General features: G+C 56.9%; 17 protein-coding genes. 11 read left to right on the plus strand and 6 right to left on the minus strand.

The features are described 5' to 3' along the window. Window positions 1-15 precede the first annotated feature (15 nt). From EZJ17_RS07980 to EZJ17_RS10655, 8 genes are all read left to right on the plus strand, one after another. Window positions 16-606, plus strand: coding sequence for an MlaC/ttg2D family ABC transporter substrate-binding protein (locus tag EZJ17_RS07980; protein ID WP_023887831.1), 591 nt, complete (start codon window positions 16-18; stop codon window positions 604-606). A gap of 4 nt (window positions 607-610) precedes the next feature. Next, the gene (locus EZJ17_RS07985) at window positions 611-901 is read left to right on the plus strand and encodes an STAS domain-containing protein (RefSeq protein WP_023887830.1); all 291 of its coding nucleotides are present in this window, start codon (window positions 611-613) and stop codon (window positions 899-901) included. Next, entirely contained in the window at window positions 898-1800 is a 903-nt protein-coding gene (locus tag EZJ17_RS07990; protein WP_067441833.1) for an MlaA family lipoprotein, read from the plus strand. Before EZJ17_RS07985 ends, EZJ17_RS07990 begins: the two co-directional genes overlap by 4 nt. A gap of 111 nt (window positions 1801-1911) precedes the next feature. Beyond that, a complete protein-coding gene (locus tag EZJ17_RS07995; protein WP_067441836.1) occupies window positions 1912-2265 on the plus strand; it encodes a VacJ in 354 nt (117 codons plus the stop codon). Window positions 2266-2310: 45 nt separating this feature from the next. Further along, window positions 2311-2739 (plus strand): acyl-CoA thioesterase, encoded by a 429-nt coding sequence (locus EZJ17_RS08000; RefSeq protein ID WP_067441839.1) that lies wholly within the window; start codon window positions 2311-2313, stop codon window positions 2737-2739. A 288-nt stretch (window positions 2740-3027) separates the two neighbouring features. Beyond that, entirely contained in the window at window positions 3028-3180 is a 153-nt protein-coding gene (locus EZJ17_RS10650; protein ID WP_231868054.1) for a hypothetical protein, read from the plus strand. 8 nt (window positions 3181-3188) lie between these two features. Beyond that, window positions 3189-4091: a tRNA pseudouridine(55) synthase TruB gene (truB, locus tag EZJ17_RS08010; RefSeq protein WP_067441843.1), complete on the plus strand. Its 903-nt coding sequence runs from the start codon at window positions 3189-3191 to the stop codon at window positions 4089-4091. A gap of 1 nt (window position 4092) precedes the next feature. Further along, on the plus strand, window positions 4093-4794 hold the full coding sequence (locus tag EZJ17_RS10655; RefSeq protein WP_067441846.1) for a HupA family protein: 702 nt from the start codon (window positions 4093-4095) through the stop codon (window positions 4792-4794). A 131-nt stretch (window positions 4795-4925) separates the two neighbouring features. On the opposite strand, the gene ygfZ is transcribed toward EZJ17_RS10655, so the two are convergent. Both ygfZ and EZJ17_RS08025 read right to left on the minus strand, forming a co-directional pair. Continuing rightward, complete coding sequence (ygfZ, locus tag EZJ17_RS08020) at window positions 4926-5783, minus strand: CAF17-like 4Fe-4S cluster assembly/insertion protein YgfZ (protein ID WP_067441849.1); 858 nt, start codon at window positions 5781-5783, stop codon at window positions 4926-4928. Between the two features lie 116 nt (window positions 5784-5899). Next, on the minus strand, window positions 5900-6151 hold the full coding sequence (locus EZJ17_RS08025; protein ID WP_067441852.1) for an NGO1151 family protein: 252 nt from the start codon (window positions 6149-6151) through the stop codon (window positions 5900-5902). Between the two features lie 208 nt (window positions 6152-6359). Between EZJ17_RS08025 and EZJ17_RS08030 the strand changes: the two genes are divergently transcribed. Next, window positions 6360-7325, plus strand: a complete 966-nt coding sequence (locus EZJ17_RS08030) for a hypothetical protein (protein ID WP_067441856.1) — start codon at window positions 6360-6362, stop codon at window positions 7323-7325. Window positions 7326-7556: 231 nt separating this feature from the next. Continuing rightward, window positions 7557-9059, plus strand: a complete 1503-nt coding sequence (locus EZJ17_RS08035; RefSeq protein WP_067441859.1) for a DASS family sodium-coupled anion symporter — start codon at window positions 7557-7559, stop codon at window positions 9057-9059. A 323-nt stretch (window positions 9060-9382) separates the two neighbouring features. Here EZJ17_RS08035 and EZJ17_RS08040 read toward each other — a convergent pair whose 3' ends face one another. Together EZJ17_RS08040 and EZJ17_RS08045 are read right to left on the minus strand one after the other, a co-directional pair. Continuing rightward, window positions 9383-10270, minus strand: a complete 888-nt coding sequence (locus tag EZJ17_RS08040) for a polyprenyl synthetase family protein (RefSeq protein ID WP_067444268.1) — start codon at window positions 10268-10270, stop codon at window positions 9383-9385. After that, window positions 10263-10490: an exodeoxyribonuclease VII small subunit gene (locus tag EZJ17_RS08045; protein ID WP_003823446.1), complete on the minus strand. Its 228-nt coding sequence runs from the start codon at window positions 10488-10490 to the stop codon at window positions 10263-10265. The genes EZJ17_RS08040 and EZJ17_RS08045 overlap by 8 nt, the downstream gene beginning before the upstream one ends. 254 nt (window positions 10491-10744) lie before the next feature. Between EZJ17_RS08045 and EZJ17_RS08050 the strand changes: the two genes are divergently transcribed. After that, complete coding sequence (locus EZJ17_RS08050; RefSeq protein ID WP_067444266.1) at window positions 10745-12175, plus strand: sodium:proton antiporter; 1431 nt, start codon at window positions 10745-10747, stop codon at window positions 12173-12175. A gap of 518 nt (window positions 12176-12693) precedes the next feature. Here the strand turns inward: EZJ17_RS08050 and EZJ17_RS08055 are convergent. After that, window positions 12694-13053, minus strand: coding sequence for a YbaN family protein (locus EZJ17_RS08055; protein ID WP_167508199.1), 360 nt, complete (start codon window positions 13051-13053; stop codon window positions 12694-12696). Between the two features lie 353 nt (window positions 13054-13406). After that, complete coding sequence (locus EZJ17_RS08060) at window positions 13407-14372, minus strand: PhoH family protein (protein ID WP_067441873.1); 966 nt, start codon at window positions 14370-14372, stop codon at window positions 13407-13409. Between the last annotated feature and the right edge of the window lie 179 nt (window positions 14373-14551).

Raw genomic sequence — 14551 nt, forward strand, 5'->3', positions numbered from 1 at the left:
GAAAGGAAAACATCAATGAAAAAATCCGCACTCACCGCCGCCCTGAGCATCGGCATCATGAGCATCGGCCTGGCCTTCGCCACGCCGCAGCAGGCCGTGGCGCAACTCAAGCAGAACAGCACCCAAGTGCTGAACATCTTGCAAAACGCCAAAAACAACAACGATGTGCAAGTTCGCCGTCAGGCCGAAAACTACGCCATCCCCTATTTCGACTTTACCCGCATGACCGAGCTGGCCGTGGGCGCCAACTGGCGCAACGCCACCCCAGCGCAGAAAACCGCACTGACCGAGCAGTTTAAAACCCTGCTCATCCGCACCTACTCCGGCACCATGCTGCAATACCGCAACGCCAACGTGGTTATCCGCGAGAACGCGGTTCAGCGCGGCAACAGCATTATCGTTACCGCCGACATCACTCCCGCCGGCGGCAAACCGGTCACCATGGACTACACCATGTACCAAAGCGGCGGCAAATACCGCGTTTATAACGTGGCCGTAGAAGGCGCCAGCCTGGTAACCGTGTACCGCAGCCAATTCAACAACACCATCGCGCAAAAAGGCATCGACGGCCTGATTCAAGAACTGCGCAGCAAAAACGGCAGCTGAATCCATGCACAGCGAATGCCGCGATGAAACTGTGTACCTCAGTGGGGAAGTAACCGTTGCCACGGTAACCGCCCCGCTGTTTCACGCCTATTGCCAACAGCTGGGCTACCTGAAAAACAGCCCTGCCCCCGCAATCGATTTCTCCGGCGTCAGCCAAGCCGATTCCGTTTGCATTTCCCTCATGGCCACCGCCAAACGCAGCCGCCCCGAAGCCGCTTGGGTATTCCGCGGCCTGCCCGCCGGCGTGGCGGCCTTGGCCGAATTGTATGAAGTAGGCGGCTGGATAACATCATGAAAAAACTGCTCACCCTTACCCTGCTCACCATCGGCCTGTCCGGTAATGCCCTGGCCGAAGGCGTCGCCTACGACCCCTATGAAGGCTACAACCGCTTCATGTTCGGCGTAAACGACCGCATCGACCGCCACTTCCTTTCTCCCGTGGCACGCGGCTACCGCGCCGTTACCCCCCGCCCCGTGCGCAGCGGCATCGGCAATTTTTTCAATAACCTGCGCGACATCGTGAGTGTTGGCAGCAACCTATTGCGGCTCAACATTTCCAAAGCCGGCAGCGACCTCGTGCGCGTAGGCATCAATACCACCTTTGGCTTCGGCGGCCTCATCGACATCGCCAGCGAAGCCCAAATGCCCAACAACAAAAACACCCTCGGCGACACTTTCGCCAGCTGGGGCTGGAAAAACAGCAACTACTTCGTCTATCCCCTGCTCGGTCCCAGCACCGTGCGCGATGCATTGGGCAACACCATCACCAGCGTTTATTCCCCCGAAAAACTCGCCTTCGGCAACGGCGCCGGCTACTGGGCCGCCACCGGCGTGAAAACCCTGGATACCCGCGCCAACCTGCTCGACCTCACCGACGGCGTAAACCAAGTTGCGCTCGACCGCTACACCTTCATCCGCGATGCCTACATGGCCGCCCGTGCCAAACAAACCGGCACCACCCTGCCCGGCAGCGAAGACGACTACGTGCCCAGCTTTGAAGAAGATAGCGGCAACACCGGCAGCGAATCCACAGCTACTGCCGAGCAACCCGCCGCTGAACCAGCCACCACCGCGCAACCGTCTGCCGAGCCCGCAGCAAACTTGGGCACCCCAGCTACCAATACTCCGGCAGACAACTCAAACAGCGGTCGCCCCGCCCCCAATACCATCTACGAAGAAATCCTCAGCCGCTAAAATTGCCGCCCTTCTGATTTTCAGGTAGCCTTTCCACAAGCAGCAAAGGCTACCTGAAAAACAAAGGCTACCTGAAACCCTTCCCCCACCGCCTCAACAAAGGAGCGCATCATGTACGAAATCAACCGCAGCGTATTCCGGCTGGTGCCGCTACAGCCGTTTTGGAACTGGCTCACCGCCCTGCCCGGCGCCGAGCTCGACGACCTTACCCTCGAAGACCTGCAAAACAACGCCAACGCCTACCTCACCAACCCCTGCGATGATAGCGAAGAAGTGTGGGCGGAAATCAAATCCCAAATCGACACCATCTTCGCCGCCGAACTGGCCGACTGGTGCGAAGACGAAAGCCAATGGCCCGATTTGTATCCCGACATCTTTGCCGAATGGTTCGATATCCAACTCTCCCCCATCCTCTGCGATTTGTCCGCCCGCGAAGTGGAACGTGAACCCTTCCAACCCCTGTAAAACCAACGGCCGGCAGCCCGCACACCGGCCATTTCCATCCCTGCCATGCCACACCACACCCACCTCACCGTGCGCGGCTACCACCTCGACGTATACCGCCACGTAAACAACGCCCGCTATCTCGAATTCCTCGAAGAAGCCCGCTGGGATTACTTCGACCACAACGGACTGGCCGAATTCTTCCGCAATAGCCGTTACGGCATGGCTATCGTCCACATCGACATCCACTACCGCCGCGCCGCCCTCCTCGGCGACAAGCTCGACATCGAAACCGCCTTTGCCCAAGCCGACGCGCGCCAAGCCGTTATCAACCAAATCATCCGCAAAACCGGCAGCCCACACATCCTCGCTGAAGCCCGTGTCAGCTTCATGCTCATCGACCAAACCACCGGCCGCGCCATCCGCTTCCCTACCGAACTGCAGCAAGCCATTGCCGCCCACATACCGTCCAACCCCGCAGAACCCGCCTCATGAAAAAATACCTCGGCGCCTTCCTCCTGCTGGCCGTGCTCGCTGCCGCCGGCTACATCCTGTTCGCCCCCAAACGCCTCCGCCTTCGCCCTGCAAAACCTGCAAGGCCAAAACGTGGACCAAACCACCCTGCAAGGTAAAGTTACCCTCATCAACTTCTGGTTTCCCTACTGCCCCGGCTGCATAAAACCAAAATGCCCAAACCCACCGTCTGCCCTTCACCGTGCTCTACGACACACAAGGCCAAACCCAGCAGGCCTACCAAGTCATCGCCGCTGCATCTCCTTTCTGATGGACAAAAACGGCCAGATCGCCAAAACCCATGTGGGCGAGCCCAACTTCGCCGAAGTGTACCGCTTGGCCGAACAACCCGCCCCAATATTTTCAGGTAGCCTTCCTCCGAAGAAAAGCTACCTGAAAAATAAACTACCGATCAATCAATAATCCACGCCATGAAACCTCAAAAACGCCCCCTCGACGGCGTCCTCCTGCTCGACAAAGCCACCGGCCTATCCAGCAACAGCGCCCTCCAGCAAGCCCGCCGCCTCTACCATGCCGAAAAAGCCGGCCACACCGGCGTGCTCGATCCGCTGGCCACCGGCCTGCTCCCCGTTTGCTTCGGCCAAGCCACCAAATTCGCCCAATACCTGCTCGATGCCGACAAAGCCTACATCGCCACCCTCCGCCTCGGCCAGTCCACCGACACCGGCGATGCCGAAGGCAGCATCATCGCCACCAGCCACACCGAAATCAGCCAAACCGATTTTCAGGTAGCCTGCCGCCAGCACCTCGGCGCACAACAGCAGCTGCCCCCCATGTATTCCGCCCTCAAGCACCAAGGCAAACCCCTATACCAATATGCCCGCCAAGGCATCGATATCCAACGCCAGCCCCGCAACATCTACATCCACGCCATCCAAATCCTCCGCTTCCAATTCCCCGAAGCCCAAATCAGCGTGCAATGCAGCAAAGGCACCTACATCCGCACCCTCGCCGAAGATATTGCTAAAAGCATCCACACCCTAGCCCACCTCACCGCCCTGCGCCGCACCGCCACCGCCGGCTTCCAAATCGAACACAGCCACAGCATCGAAAGCCTTACCGCGCTCACGGAGGAGCAGCGCGATGCCTTACTGTTGCCCTGCGATACATTGGTGCAACATCTGCCGCAGCACACCGCCAGCGAACAAACCATTCGCGCCCTGCGCTTCGGCCAAACCCCTGCCGCCCCACTGGAGCTGCCGGAAAACACCCCCCTGCGCATCTACGCCGCCAACGGCGAATTCATCGGCCTCGTCACCAGTCAGCAAGGCTACCTGAAAGCCCTGCGCCTGATGAGCACACAAGCCAACTAAATTGGGTAACCCCAACAATCCGATCAATCCCGACGACCCCAATCCGGGTGGCGGCAATCCCCCGCCCCCTCCCGCTAATCAGCGTACCGGCAAGGCCATCACCCTGTCATCTAACGGCTATCAGCGCATCAGCGAGCAGGCTCTGTCCTTTACCCAACAAAACTTTGGCGTTCTGAAGGTAGATGGTCAAGAGCTGAACATTATCCCTCCCAATATAGTTGCCGGCGGTCTGCTCAATATGCAAGCACGAAACACCGCACGCGTAGGGCAAGTGATGACGCAATCCAGCTATGGCTACGTCCGTGAAGGAACTGATGCTCAGGGTTATATGTTTTCGCAAGGTATCGTGACATCAGCCAACGATATGCCTAATAGCGGTACATTTAACTATTCCGATTATGCCGTTCACGCCCCAATGTCCAATCAACCCAACGCTCGGATTGAAACCGGTGCAGCCAACTTCAATGTTGATTTCGGCAATCACACTATCAGCGGCACACTTACTCCCGCCAACAACGCGACCGTTGTATTGGATAACGCATTTCCGGCAACAGCTTTAGCGGCACGGCCAACTCTGGCGCGAAATTCAGCGGCTACTTCTATGGCGGCCATGCCGACGAGATGGGCGGCACCTACCAAAAACAAGGTGAGTACACCGGCGCTTTCGGCACACGGAGAATCACTCCTTAATCAATTTAGCTGAACCGCTTTTGCTGTGCAATTAAGCAAAGCAGCAACACAACAGGCTACCTGAAACTTTAGCTTCACAGAAACTGTGTAGCATTTTCAGGTAGCCTGTTTCTTAATTGCACTTCAGCCAGGCAGGCGGCTATCTCATCCCGCCGCTTCCGTCTCAAACAACAACTTTAGCGTTTGCAAAGCCTGCCCGCCGGCCTGCAAGTCCTTGCCTGCCGCGCCGTGTTTGATTACCACCAGCAACACAAAAGCCCCGTCGTGTGCCGTACTGTTAATAACAATGCCCACTTCCTCACCATCGGCTTCCACCTTGCTGCCCACGGCTACAGGCTGGGCGCTGCGGCACACCGCCATACCACGCCGCACCTGGCCGCGATATTGCGCACGGGCGATAATTTCCTGCCCCGGATAGCAGCCTTTTTTGAAATGCACGCCGCCGAGCAGGTGCTGATTCAACATTTGCGCCACACAGCTTTCCACAGTGGGCCGTGAAATCCACGGCCGCCCCTGCAAAATTTCGGCGGCCTGCCAGGCTTCGGCAGCGGCAGGGCGGTCGGCATCGGGCAGCGGCGCAGGGCTGAGCACAATGCGGTTACCGCCGGCCAAAGCCAGCGTAATCAGACCATTATCATCTTCTTCGGCAGCAAACTTGAGCGCGGCGGCATCTGTGCCCGTATCCGCACCGCTTTGGCCGTACACCTGCCAGGCACTGTCGGTGTGGAACAACGTTTTGCTGCGTAGCACAAACATCCGCAGCCGCTTTATCGTGGCTTCCAGCAAATCCGCCGCCATCACCAGCAGGAAACGGTCGGCACGGCGCAACACCAGCATATTGGCCAGCACCCGCCCGCGCGGCGAATTGTAGGTGGTGAAACAAGCCTCGCCCGGCTGCAAATCCAAAATATGGTTGGAAAGCTGGCTGTGCAGAAATTCGGCGGCATCCACGCCGCTCACTTCCGCCACGCCGAAAAAGGGCAGTTTGCAAAGTGTGTGCATGGTTTTCTCCTGTATTTTCGTGAATTAAATTTAAACCGATACTGCGTTAACCCGCCATCACTATCTGCGGCCAGCCTTACTCCGATTTAAATCTGAATTCACGACACCTAATTTAGTCAGTAGTTCTTCTCACCAAAAAAGGCATAAGTTGCATAATGGAACAGCTCGCTTTGTGCGCTGTCGGAATATTCCAGCCGCGCCAGTTCATCATCAAACCCCGCGCGCACTGCCTCCAACACATCTTGCGCCATATCCGGCGGCAGGCTGCGCAGCAGGCTTTTCAACGCGCTGCCCAACACTAGGTTTTGCACGCGCAAAGCCTCGTAGCTTTCTTCCAAATAGCTGATTCTCTGATTGATTTCTTCCATAACATTCTTCCTTTCCGCCCTAGGCCACGCTGCCAGGCAACGGGGCGGATTATAAGCTCAAGCCCGGCGATTGGACAGCCGCCACCCACAGAAGCATATTTTATGAAATAATATCGTCTGTTACGTTTTCAGGTAGCCTCATGGCAAGCAATCAAAGGCTACCTAAAACGGTTAATACATAAACTAACCACTCCTCGAAAAAACCACCATGACCCAAGCGCAAGACAATTTGGTTTTCACCCTCAACGACAACACCTCCACCCCGCAATCCGCTGCAGCAGACACCGAAGATTGGGAAAAAGACCTAGAGCGTCTGCAACAAAAACGCCGCCATCTGGCCAAACAGGCACAACAACCGCCCGCCGCCCAATCCAACCGCCTCCCTTCTGCCGCCCTCCTATACGACACCTTGGTTGCCGAAGCCAACCCAACGCCCGCGTCTACCGCAGAAATCCGCCCCGCGCATATCCACACCCCATCACCCGTTGCTGGAACCGCCGCACAGCCCACCAGCTCCGGCGTACGCCCCAGCGCACTCCGCGACAGCCTCCACCGCCGCCTGAATCTGGACGAACAAAAACAGGCCTATCAAGCCTATCTCCAGCATTGGCAGCAACAGCACAACCTGCAAACCGCCAGCTCCGAAGCCGAGCTAAACAACCCGCAAATCCTGTTTCAAGAAGACTGGCTGGCCGCCCAACATTCCCTGCGCGTCGGCCGTGACGAGCCCGTAATCGAGCAGGCCACCGTTTGGTTGGGCGGCGCACAGCCCACGGTAACGCCAGATCAAGACGTAGCCGAACAAATCGAAGCCGCCGCCGAGGCTGCCGCACAGCCCGAATACGATGCCCAAGCCGAGCCCGGCACCGCTGCGCTGGCCGCTGCTGCCGAAAAAGTGGTGCTGCTCAACGCCTACACCCTGCCCGGCAATCTGCAACACAAAATCCTCTGCCTAAGCGAGCAAGTCCTGCTCGAACGCCTGGCCGAAAAATTGCGCCCGCATCTGGCCGATGCCGTATCCGGCATGGTGAAAACCGCGTTGCAGCGGCAAACCGCGCTGATGGTGCAGAATATGCAGCAGGCCTTCTTAGACGAAGTGCCCCGCCTGGTGGACGACGTATTGGCCTACAACCTCGCCCGCGCCCTGGCTGCCGTGAAAAAAGAGCAGCTATAACAGCCAACCCCCCGAATCAAGGCTACCTGAAAATCCCCGCCGATTTTCAGGTAGCCTTTGCCATTTTGCGCCGCCTCGATGCCTCCGCATTCATATCATTTCAACAATTCATTGTATTCACGATAAATTTTAGCAAAGTAAATTCCTTCTATTTACGTAAAAAACTGCTAAAATGCGCTAGACAATTCATTGGTTGCAGTACTTTCATCAACTTGAGTTAAGGAGTAGGAAATGGACAACAAACTCGGGTTTAAACCCATACCAATGGCGGTGGCCGTGGCGCTGACGCTGTTGATTTGGTTTGTCATTCCCGTACCGCAGGGCGTTACCCCCAATGCCTGGCATCTGCTGGCGCTGTTTGTGGGCGTAATTGCCGCCATCATCGGCAAAGCCATGCCCATCGGCGCGCTATCGATTCTCGCCATTATGCTGGTGGCCATTACCAAGGTAACCGTGCCCGAGCTTGATCCCGAAGGCAACCCGATCAAAAACCCGGCCACCGTGGCCATTAAAGATGCGTTGAGCTCCTTCGGCGACCCGCTGATTTGGCTCATCGGTATTTCCATCATGATTTCGCGCGGCATCCTGAAAACCGGGCTGGGCGCACGTATCGGCTACTACTTTATCTCCTTATTCGGCAAGAAAACGCTGGGCATCGGCTACAGCCTGGCCATTTCCGAGCTGATTCTCGCTCCGGTAACGCCCAGTAATACTGCGCGCGGCGGCGGCATCATCCACCCGATTATGAAATCTATTGCGGGCAGCTTCGATTCCGACCCGGAAAAAGGCACGCAAAGCCGCATCGGCAAATACTTGGCCTTGGTAAACTACCACAGCAACCCGATTACCTCCGCCATGTTCATCACCGCCACCGCGCCCAACCCGCTGATCGTGGATCTGATTGCTAAAGCCACCAACTCCGATATCCATCTGAGCTGGGGCACTTGGGCTGTTGCTATGCTTGTGCCCGGTTTGGCAGCCATGTTCCTGATGCCGCTGGTGCTGTATTTCTTCTTCCCGCCCGAAATCAAGGAAACCCCGAACGCTTCTCAGTTTGCCAAAGACAAGCTGCAAGAACTGGGCCCGATGAACCGCGGCGAAAAAATCATGTTGGGCATTTTTGCCATCCTGCTGCTGCTGTGGGCAGGCATTCCGGCCATGATTTTCGGCAAAGCCTACGCCGTCAACCCCACCACCACCGCCTTCCTCGGCCTCTCCCTGCTGCTGCTCAGCGGTGTGCTTACCTGGCAGGATGTCCTGACTGAAAAAGGCGCGTGGGACACCGTTACCTGGTTCTCCGCCCTGGTGATGATGGCCACCTTCCTCAACAAGCTCGGCCTGATTGCCTGGCTCTCCAAACTCTTGGAAAGCGGCATCGGCGGCATGGGCATGGGCTGGGTTGGCGCGGTAACCCTGCTGCTTCTGGCCTATATGTATGCTCACTACATCTTCGCCAGCACCACCGCCCACATCACCGCCATGCTCAGCGCCTTCTATGCCGCCGGCCTGGCCCTGGGCGCGCCTCCCATGCTCTACGCCCTGCTGCTGGCTTCCTCTTCCAGCATCATGATGACCCTTACCCACTACGCCACCGGCACCTCTCCCGTGATCTTCGGTTCCGGCTACACCACCTTGGGCGAATGGTGGAAAGCAGGCTTCATCATGAGCGTGGTCAACCTCACCGTCTTCGTGATTATCGGCGGTGTTTGGTGGAAAGTGAGGGGTTACTGGTAAACCCCAAGCTTTACACCGGCCACGTTGAAGCATAACGAAAGGCTACCTGACAGTTTCAGGTAGCCTTTTTATTGTTTGCCACACACAAAGCAGATCAATATGGCTGTACAAACAGCAAACTTGAGCACTTTGCATTTCAGATAACCCGTGCCGCCACAGGCTACCTGAAAAAAACCACACCGATTTTTCAGGTAGCCTCCACTTACAGCAAATGGGCAAAACCCGTTCACGGCAAAATGGATTGCACCGATCAAATTAAAAGCTACCTGAAACCGATTCAACAGGTTTTCAGGTAGCCTTTCCCTTTTTCGGCCAGCAACCCATCAGTTCCGCCGTTCGGTGACAAAGGCGGCCAGTTGGCGCAGACGGTCGGCACGGGCATCGAAGCCGGACAAGGCCTGCTGCGCTTCGGCCACGAGCCGTTCGGCATAGTCGCGGGCGGTGTTCAGCCCCATGAGTTTGACATAAGTGGGTTTGTCGGCTTCTTGGTCTTTGCCGGCGGTTTTGCCCAATGTGGTAGTGTCGGCTTCGCAATCGAGCACGTCGTCGATTACTTGGAAGGCAAGGCCGAGTTTGGCGGCGTAGTCGTCGAGCCGCGCCAGGGCGGCATCGTCCAAATCGGGGCAGCTAAGCGCGCCCAAGGCCACGGCTGCGCGGATTAGGGCACCGGTTTTCAGGCGGTGCATGGTTTCCAATTCGGTCTGGCCGATGCGCTGCCCCACGGATTGCAAATCGATGGCCTGCCCGCCGGCTATGCCGAGACTGCCGGAAGCGCGGGCGAGGGTGTGCACCATTTGCAGCTGCCGTTGCGCGAGCAGGCCGTTGGGGCGGCTGAGCACGTCGAAGGCAAGGGTTTGCAGCGCGTCGCCCACCAGAAGGGCGGTGGCTTCGTCGTATTGAACGTGGCAGGTGGGTTTGCCGCGGCGCAGGCTGTCGTTGTCCATGGCGGGCATGTCGTCGTGCACCAAGGAATAAACGTGCACCAGCTCCACGGCAGCCATAGCGGCCTCGACAGCGGCGGCTTCGGATTGGCCTAATTCGGCGGCAGCCAGCACCAGCAGGGGGCGCAGCCGTTTGCCGCCGCCGAGCACGGCATAGCGCATGGCTTGGTGCAGCCGCTGCGGCAGGCTGTCTGCTTCGGGCAGCACGCGCTCCAGCACGAGTTCGGCCTGGGCGCGGGCACGTTGTTGCCAATGATCAGGTTTATTCATCTTGTTCCAACACCAGCTCGCGTTCCACGCCGGAATCCAGCACTTGCAGCTTCTGCTCTACTTCGGCCAGCCGCGCTTGGCAGAAACGCACCAGTTCGCTGCCTTCCTGATAGGCGGCCAGGGCATCTTCCAGCGGCATATCGCTGGCCTGCATGGCTTGGTTGATGGCTTCCAGCCGGCTCACGGCTTCTTCAAAGGTTTTCGGTTTTTTCTTGGTCATGGCGGGTTTGCAGCAGTTCGATTCAAGGGCGGGATTGTAGCACAGCGGGCGGGTGGGTTTCAGGTAGCCTCTGCTGCCTCAAGTGGCGGGCATAGGCAATAAAGCCTGCTTGTTTTCAGGTAGCCTGCAACCGCCACCCAACAGCACATACTGACACACCGCCCGCTTTCATTTACAATCGGCACGGCAAAGCAGCCGGATAACCCGTCCGGCTGAAATATTTTGTTTGAGACCACCCGTCAAAAGGAAACCCGATGCGTATCCGAACCGCCCTCCTCCTGCCGCTGCTCTCCCTGCCGCTTCCCGCGCTGGCCGGCGAGCTCAACGGCGCCGAGCTGAGCCTGCCCTGGGGCATCCCCTTCGTGCTGATTCTGCTCTCCATCGCCACCGGCCCGCTGTTTTTCGCCCACATTTGGCACCACCACTTCGGCAAAATCACCGCCGGCTGGACGCTGGTCTTCCTCATCCCCTTCACCCTCGTGTACGGCTTCTCCACCAGCCTGCATGTGCTGGTGCACGCCTTGGTGGCCGAATACATCCCCTTCATTTTGCTGCTGTGGGCGCTCTACACCATCTCCGGCGGCATCCTCGTGTGGGGCAATCTGCACGGCAGCCCGCGCATGAACACCGCGCTGCTCGCCATCGGCACGCTCCTGGCCTCCGTGATGGGCACCACCGGCGCCGCCATGCTGATGATCCGCCCCATCCTCAAAGCCAACGACAACCGCAAGCATCGCGTGCACGTGGTGATTTTCTTCATCTTCCTCGTGGCCAATATCGGCGGCGGCCTCACCCCGCTGGGCGACCCGCCGCTCTTCCTCGGCTTCCTCAAAGGCGTGGATTTTATGTGGACGGTACAACACATGCTGCCGCCCGTGCTGATTAGCGCCGCCGTGCTGCTCACCGTGTTCTACATCCTCGACAGCAAATACTTCGCCCAAGCCGACGAAATCCTGGCCAAAGACCCGAGCCCCGACAGCCCGCCCGAAAAAATCAAGCTCATGGGCAAATGGAACTTCCTGCTCCTGGGCGGCGTGGTGGCAGCCGTGATGATGTCTGGCATTTGGAAACCCGCACACCCCGGCCTGGAAATTTTCGGCACCCACTACGCCCTGCAAAACCTCGCCCGCGATCTGATTTTGGTGGCACTGGCCGTTACTTCCCTCGCCATCACCCCCAAACAGGTGCGTGCCGGCAACGAATTCAACTGGGGGCCCATCGCCGAAGTGGGCAAACTCTTCCTCGGCATCTTCATCACCATCGCCCCCGTATTGGCCATACTGCAAGCCGGCGAACACGGTGCGTTTGCCCCGCTGATTTCCCTCGTGCACGATGCTTCCGGCAATCCGATCAATACCATGTATTTCTGGATGACCGGCATGCTCTCCGCCTTTTTGGATAACGCCCCCACCTACCTCGTGTTCTTCAACATGGCCGGCGGCGACACACACACCCTGATGAACGGCCACCTGTTCCACACCCTGCTGGCCATATCCATGGGTTCCGTGTTCATGGGCGCACTCAGCTACATCGGCAACGCCCCCAACTTCATGGTGAAAGCCATCGCCGAACAGCGCAAAGTGCCCATGCCCGGCTTCTTCGGCTACATGGCCTGGTCGTTCGGCATCCTCGTGCCGCTGTTTATCCTGCACACCTTGATTTTCTTCGTGTGGCAGATTTTATGATTCCATAGTAGGTAAAAGGCTACCTGAAAGTGTAAGCTTCAACGAAGTTAAAACGGCTACGCAAGTTTCTGCGCAGCTGGAATTTCAGGTAGCCTTTTTATTCAAGGAAGCTACCATCCAGTACAGGCTGCCTGAAAACAAGAGCTCCAACAAAGTGAAAACATAACTATCCTTTCTCGCGAAGAAACACCATCTTGCCGCAATACGCTACTACCCATCGCCACAAAACCCTTATATTGCCAAACATTACAGCTAAAGCACTTATTGCTTCATACCGCGTTGGCTCTCCCGGTATGAAAAACAATTGCTGCAGCCGTATCCACCACGCCCGAAAGGGAAAAATCACGACTCAACAAATCCTGCAAGAAGCCACCGGCACACGCCGCAGACAAACAGCTCGCTCCGATTGAAGGACTGTTTTTAAAGTACACAGCCTGTAGAACGACACGTTATTTGATACAGGAGGGGCTACCTGAAATCTTCAGGTAGCCCCTTCCTCATGTTCCCCTCCCTCAACTTTACTTGCTCGGCAGCCGCCACATCCACACTGTTACCGCCAAACACACTATCACCATCCCCACACCTGCCCACCAGCGCTCTGGGAAACGATACAGCATCCACGCACACGAACAGGACATCATCAACGCCGATATTATCTTGCCCTTAAGCGGAATTACCCGTTTGCGCTCCCAGTCACGCACCATTGGGCCGAAATGGCGGTGTTCGCTCAGCCAACGGTGGAAACGCGGCGATGTGCGCGACCAACAGCCTGCCGCCAGCAACACAAACGGTACAGTCGGCAAACCCGGCAAAAAAATGCCGATAATACCCAAGAGTATAGCCAGCCAACCCGCCAGCCACACCAAAGGCCGCCACAACGGTAAGTAAGAATCTTGACCAGTTTGCCGGCGATGCCGTATCCACGCCACCCCAGCCGCCAGCCCTGCCGCCGAAACCGCAATCATCCATTCCATTTTGCCCATTATTCCTAATTCTCCCGCAAGGTTTGGTACGATTGTATCATTTGGTGAAGGAAATGCGACTTATTCACATATGCCAAAATGGCGTGAATATTTTGAAATAGAGCCGCAACGGCAGCCGCATATTTTGCATAATCGTTCTTTACTTTGAAGGTTGAGGTCGAACCCGAGATAAATTTCAGGTAGCCTTTAAGTAGATGGTTTGAGGCTACCTGAAACTGGAATAATTAAAGAGACAAAGGCGGCAAACGCTACTCTTCCCGCTCTGCATTCGCAGCATCGTAAGCATCCACAATTTTCTGCACCAAGGGATGGCGTACCACGTCTTCGCTGGTAAAGGTGTGGAAATAAATGCCCTCGATGCCTTGCAGTTTTTCCCGCGCGTCTTTCAGACCGGACTTAATATTGCGTGGCAAGTCGATTTGGCTGATGTCGCCGGTGATTGCTGCCTTAGCGCCGAAGCCGATACGCGTGAGGAACATTTTCATCTGTTCCGGAGTGGTATTTTGCGCTTCGTCTAGAATCACATACGAGCCGTTCAGCGTACGCCCGCGCATATAGGCCAGCGGTGCAATTTCAATCAGCCCGCGTTCCAGCAGCTTGGTAACGCGGTCGAAGCCCATCAAATCATACAGCGCGTCATACAGCGGGCGCAGATAAGGGTCTACCTTTTGCACCAAATCGCCCGGCAGAAAGCCGAGTTTCTCCCCCGCTTCCACCGCGGGGCGCACCAGCACAATACGTTCCACTTCGTGCTTGCTCATGGCATCCACTGCTGCCGCCACTGCCAAATAAGTTTTGCCTGTACCCGCCGGGCCTAAGCCGAAAACAATATCGTGGCTGAGCAGTGCGCGGATATAGCCATTTTGGCGCGGCGTGCGTCCGCCCAGCTTGCCGCGCCGCGTTTGCAGGAAAGACTGATATCCAGCCTCACTCTTTGGCACAAAAGCCTCGTCGGCTGTTTTGGCCTCTACCGCTGAGAGCTGGATGTCGTTATCGTCCAAATCCCGCTGTTCAGCCAATTCGGCCAGCTTTAAGAGGGCGGCCCGCGCTGCATGAGCATGATTGCCAATAAAGGTAAATTCGGCAAACTGTCGCCCAATTTCTACTTCCAACACTTTACCAAGTTTTTCCAAATTCTCTTCCAGCGGCCCGCACAGCCGCTGCAAAACTGAGTTATCTATCTCTTCAAATTTCAGGTGTACAGTGTGGCTCATAAACTCTCAAACATTTATTTCAAACTCCCGGCTGCACCGCCTTCTGGCAGCCGGAACAATATAATTTATACGATAATTAGGCCGTATCGCGTACCAAGGCAATCCTCGCCGCGCAACCAGATGCTGCCAGAAAGCACAGCCCTGAAACAACACAAAACCCGCCCCTCAACACAGCGCTA

The organism is Eikenella exigua, from assembly GCF_008805035.1.
GTDB lineage: Bacteria > Pseudomonadota > Gammaproteobacteria > Burkholderiales > Neisseriaceae > Eikenella > Eikenella exigua.

Excerpts from the sequence above, each read along its gene's own strand:
- EZJ17_RS07980 (WP_023887831.1), top strand. The coding sequence starts at position 16 with ATGAAAAAATCCGCACTCACCGCCGCCCTGAGCATCGGCATCATGAGC.
- EZJ17_RS07985 (WP_023887830.1), top strand. The coding sequence starts at position 611 with ATGCACAGCGAATGCCGCGATGAAACTGTGTACCTCAGTGGGGAAGTA.
- EZJ17_RS07990 (WP_067441833.1), top strand. The coding sequence starts at position 898 with ATGAAAAAACTGCTCACCCTTACCCTGCTCACCATCGGCCTGTCCGGT.
- EZJ17_RS07995 (WP_067441836.1), top strand. The coding sequence starts at position 1,912 with ATGTACGAAATCAACCGCAGCGTATTCCGGCTGGTGCCGCTACAGCCG.
- EZJ17_RS08000 (WP_067441839.1), top strand. The coding sequence starts at position 2,311 with ATGCCACACCACACCCACCTCACCGTGCGCGGCTACCACCTCGACGTA.
- EZJ17_RS10650 (WP_231868054.1), top strand. The coding sequence starts at position 3,028 with ATGGACAAAAACGGCCAGATCGCCAAAACCCATGTGGGCGAGCCCAAC.
- truB (WP_067441843.1), top strand. The coding sequence starts at position 3,189 with ATGAAACCTCAAAAACGCCCCCTCGACGGCGTCCTCCTGCTCGACAAA.
- ygfZ (WP_067441849.1), bottom strand. The coding sequence starts at position 5,783 with ATGCACACACTTTGCAAACTGCCCTTTTTCGGCGTGGCGGAAGTGAGC.
- EZJ17_RS08025 (WP_067441852.1), bottom strand. The coding sequence starts at position 6,151 with ATGGAAGAAATCAATCAGAGAATCAGCTATTTGGAAGAAAGCTACGAG.
- EZJ17_RS08030 (WP_067441856.1), top strand. The coding sequence starts at position 6,360 with ATGACCCAAGCGCAAGACAATTTGGTTTTCACCCTCAACGACAACACC.
- EZJ17_RS08035 (WP_067441859.1), top strand. The coding sequence starts at position 7,557 with ATGGACAACAAACTCGGGTTTAAACCCATACCAATGGCGGTGGCCGTG.
- EZJ17_RS08040 (WP_067444268.1), bottom strand. The coding sequence starts at position 10,270 with ATGAATAAACCTGATCATTGGCAACAACGTGCCCGCGCCCAGGCCGAA.
- EZJ17_RS08045 (WP_003823446.1), bottom strand. The coding sequence starts at position 10,490 with ATGACCAAGAAAAAACCGAAAACCTTTGAAGAAGCCGTGAGCCGGCTG.
- EZJ17_RS08050 (WP_067444266.1), top strand. The coding sequence starts at position 10,745 with ATGCGTATCCGAACCGCCCTCCTCCTGCCGCTGCTCTCCCTGCCGCTT.
- EZJ17_RS08060 (WP_067441873.1), bottom strand. The coding sequence starts at position 14,372 with ATGAGCCACACTGTACACCTGAAATTTGAAGAGATAGATAACTCAGTT.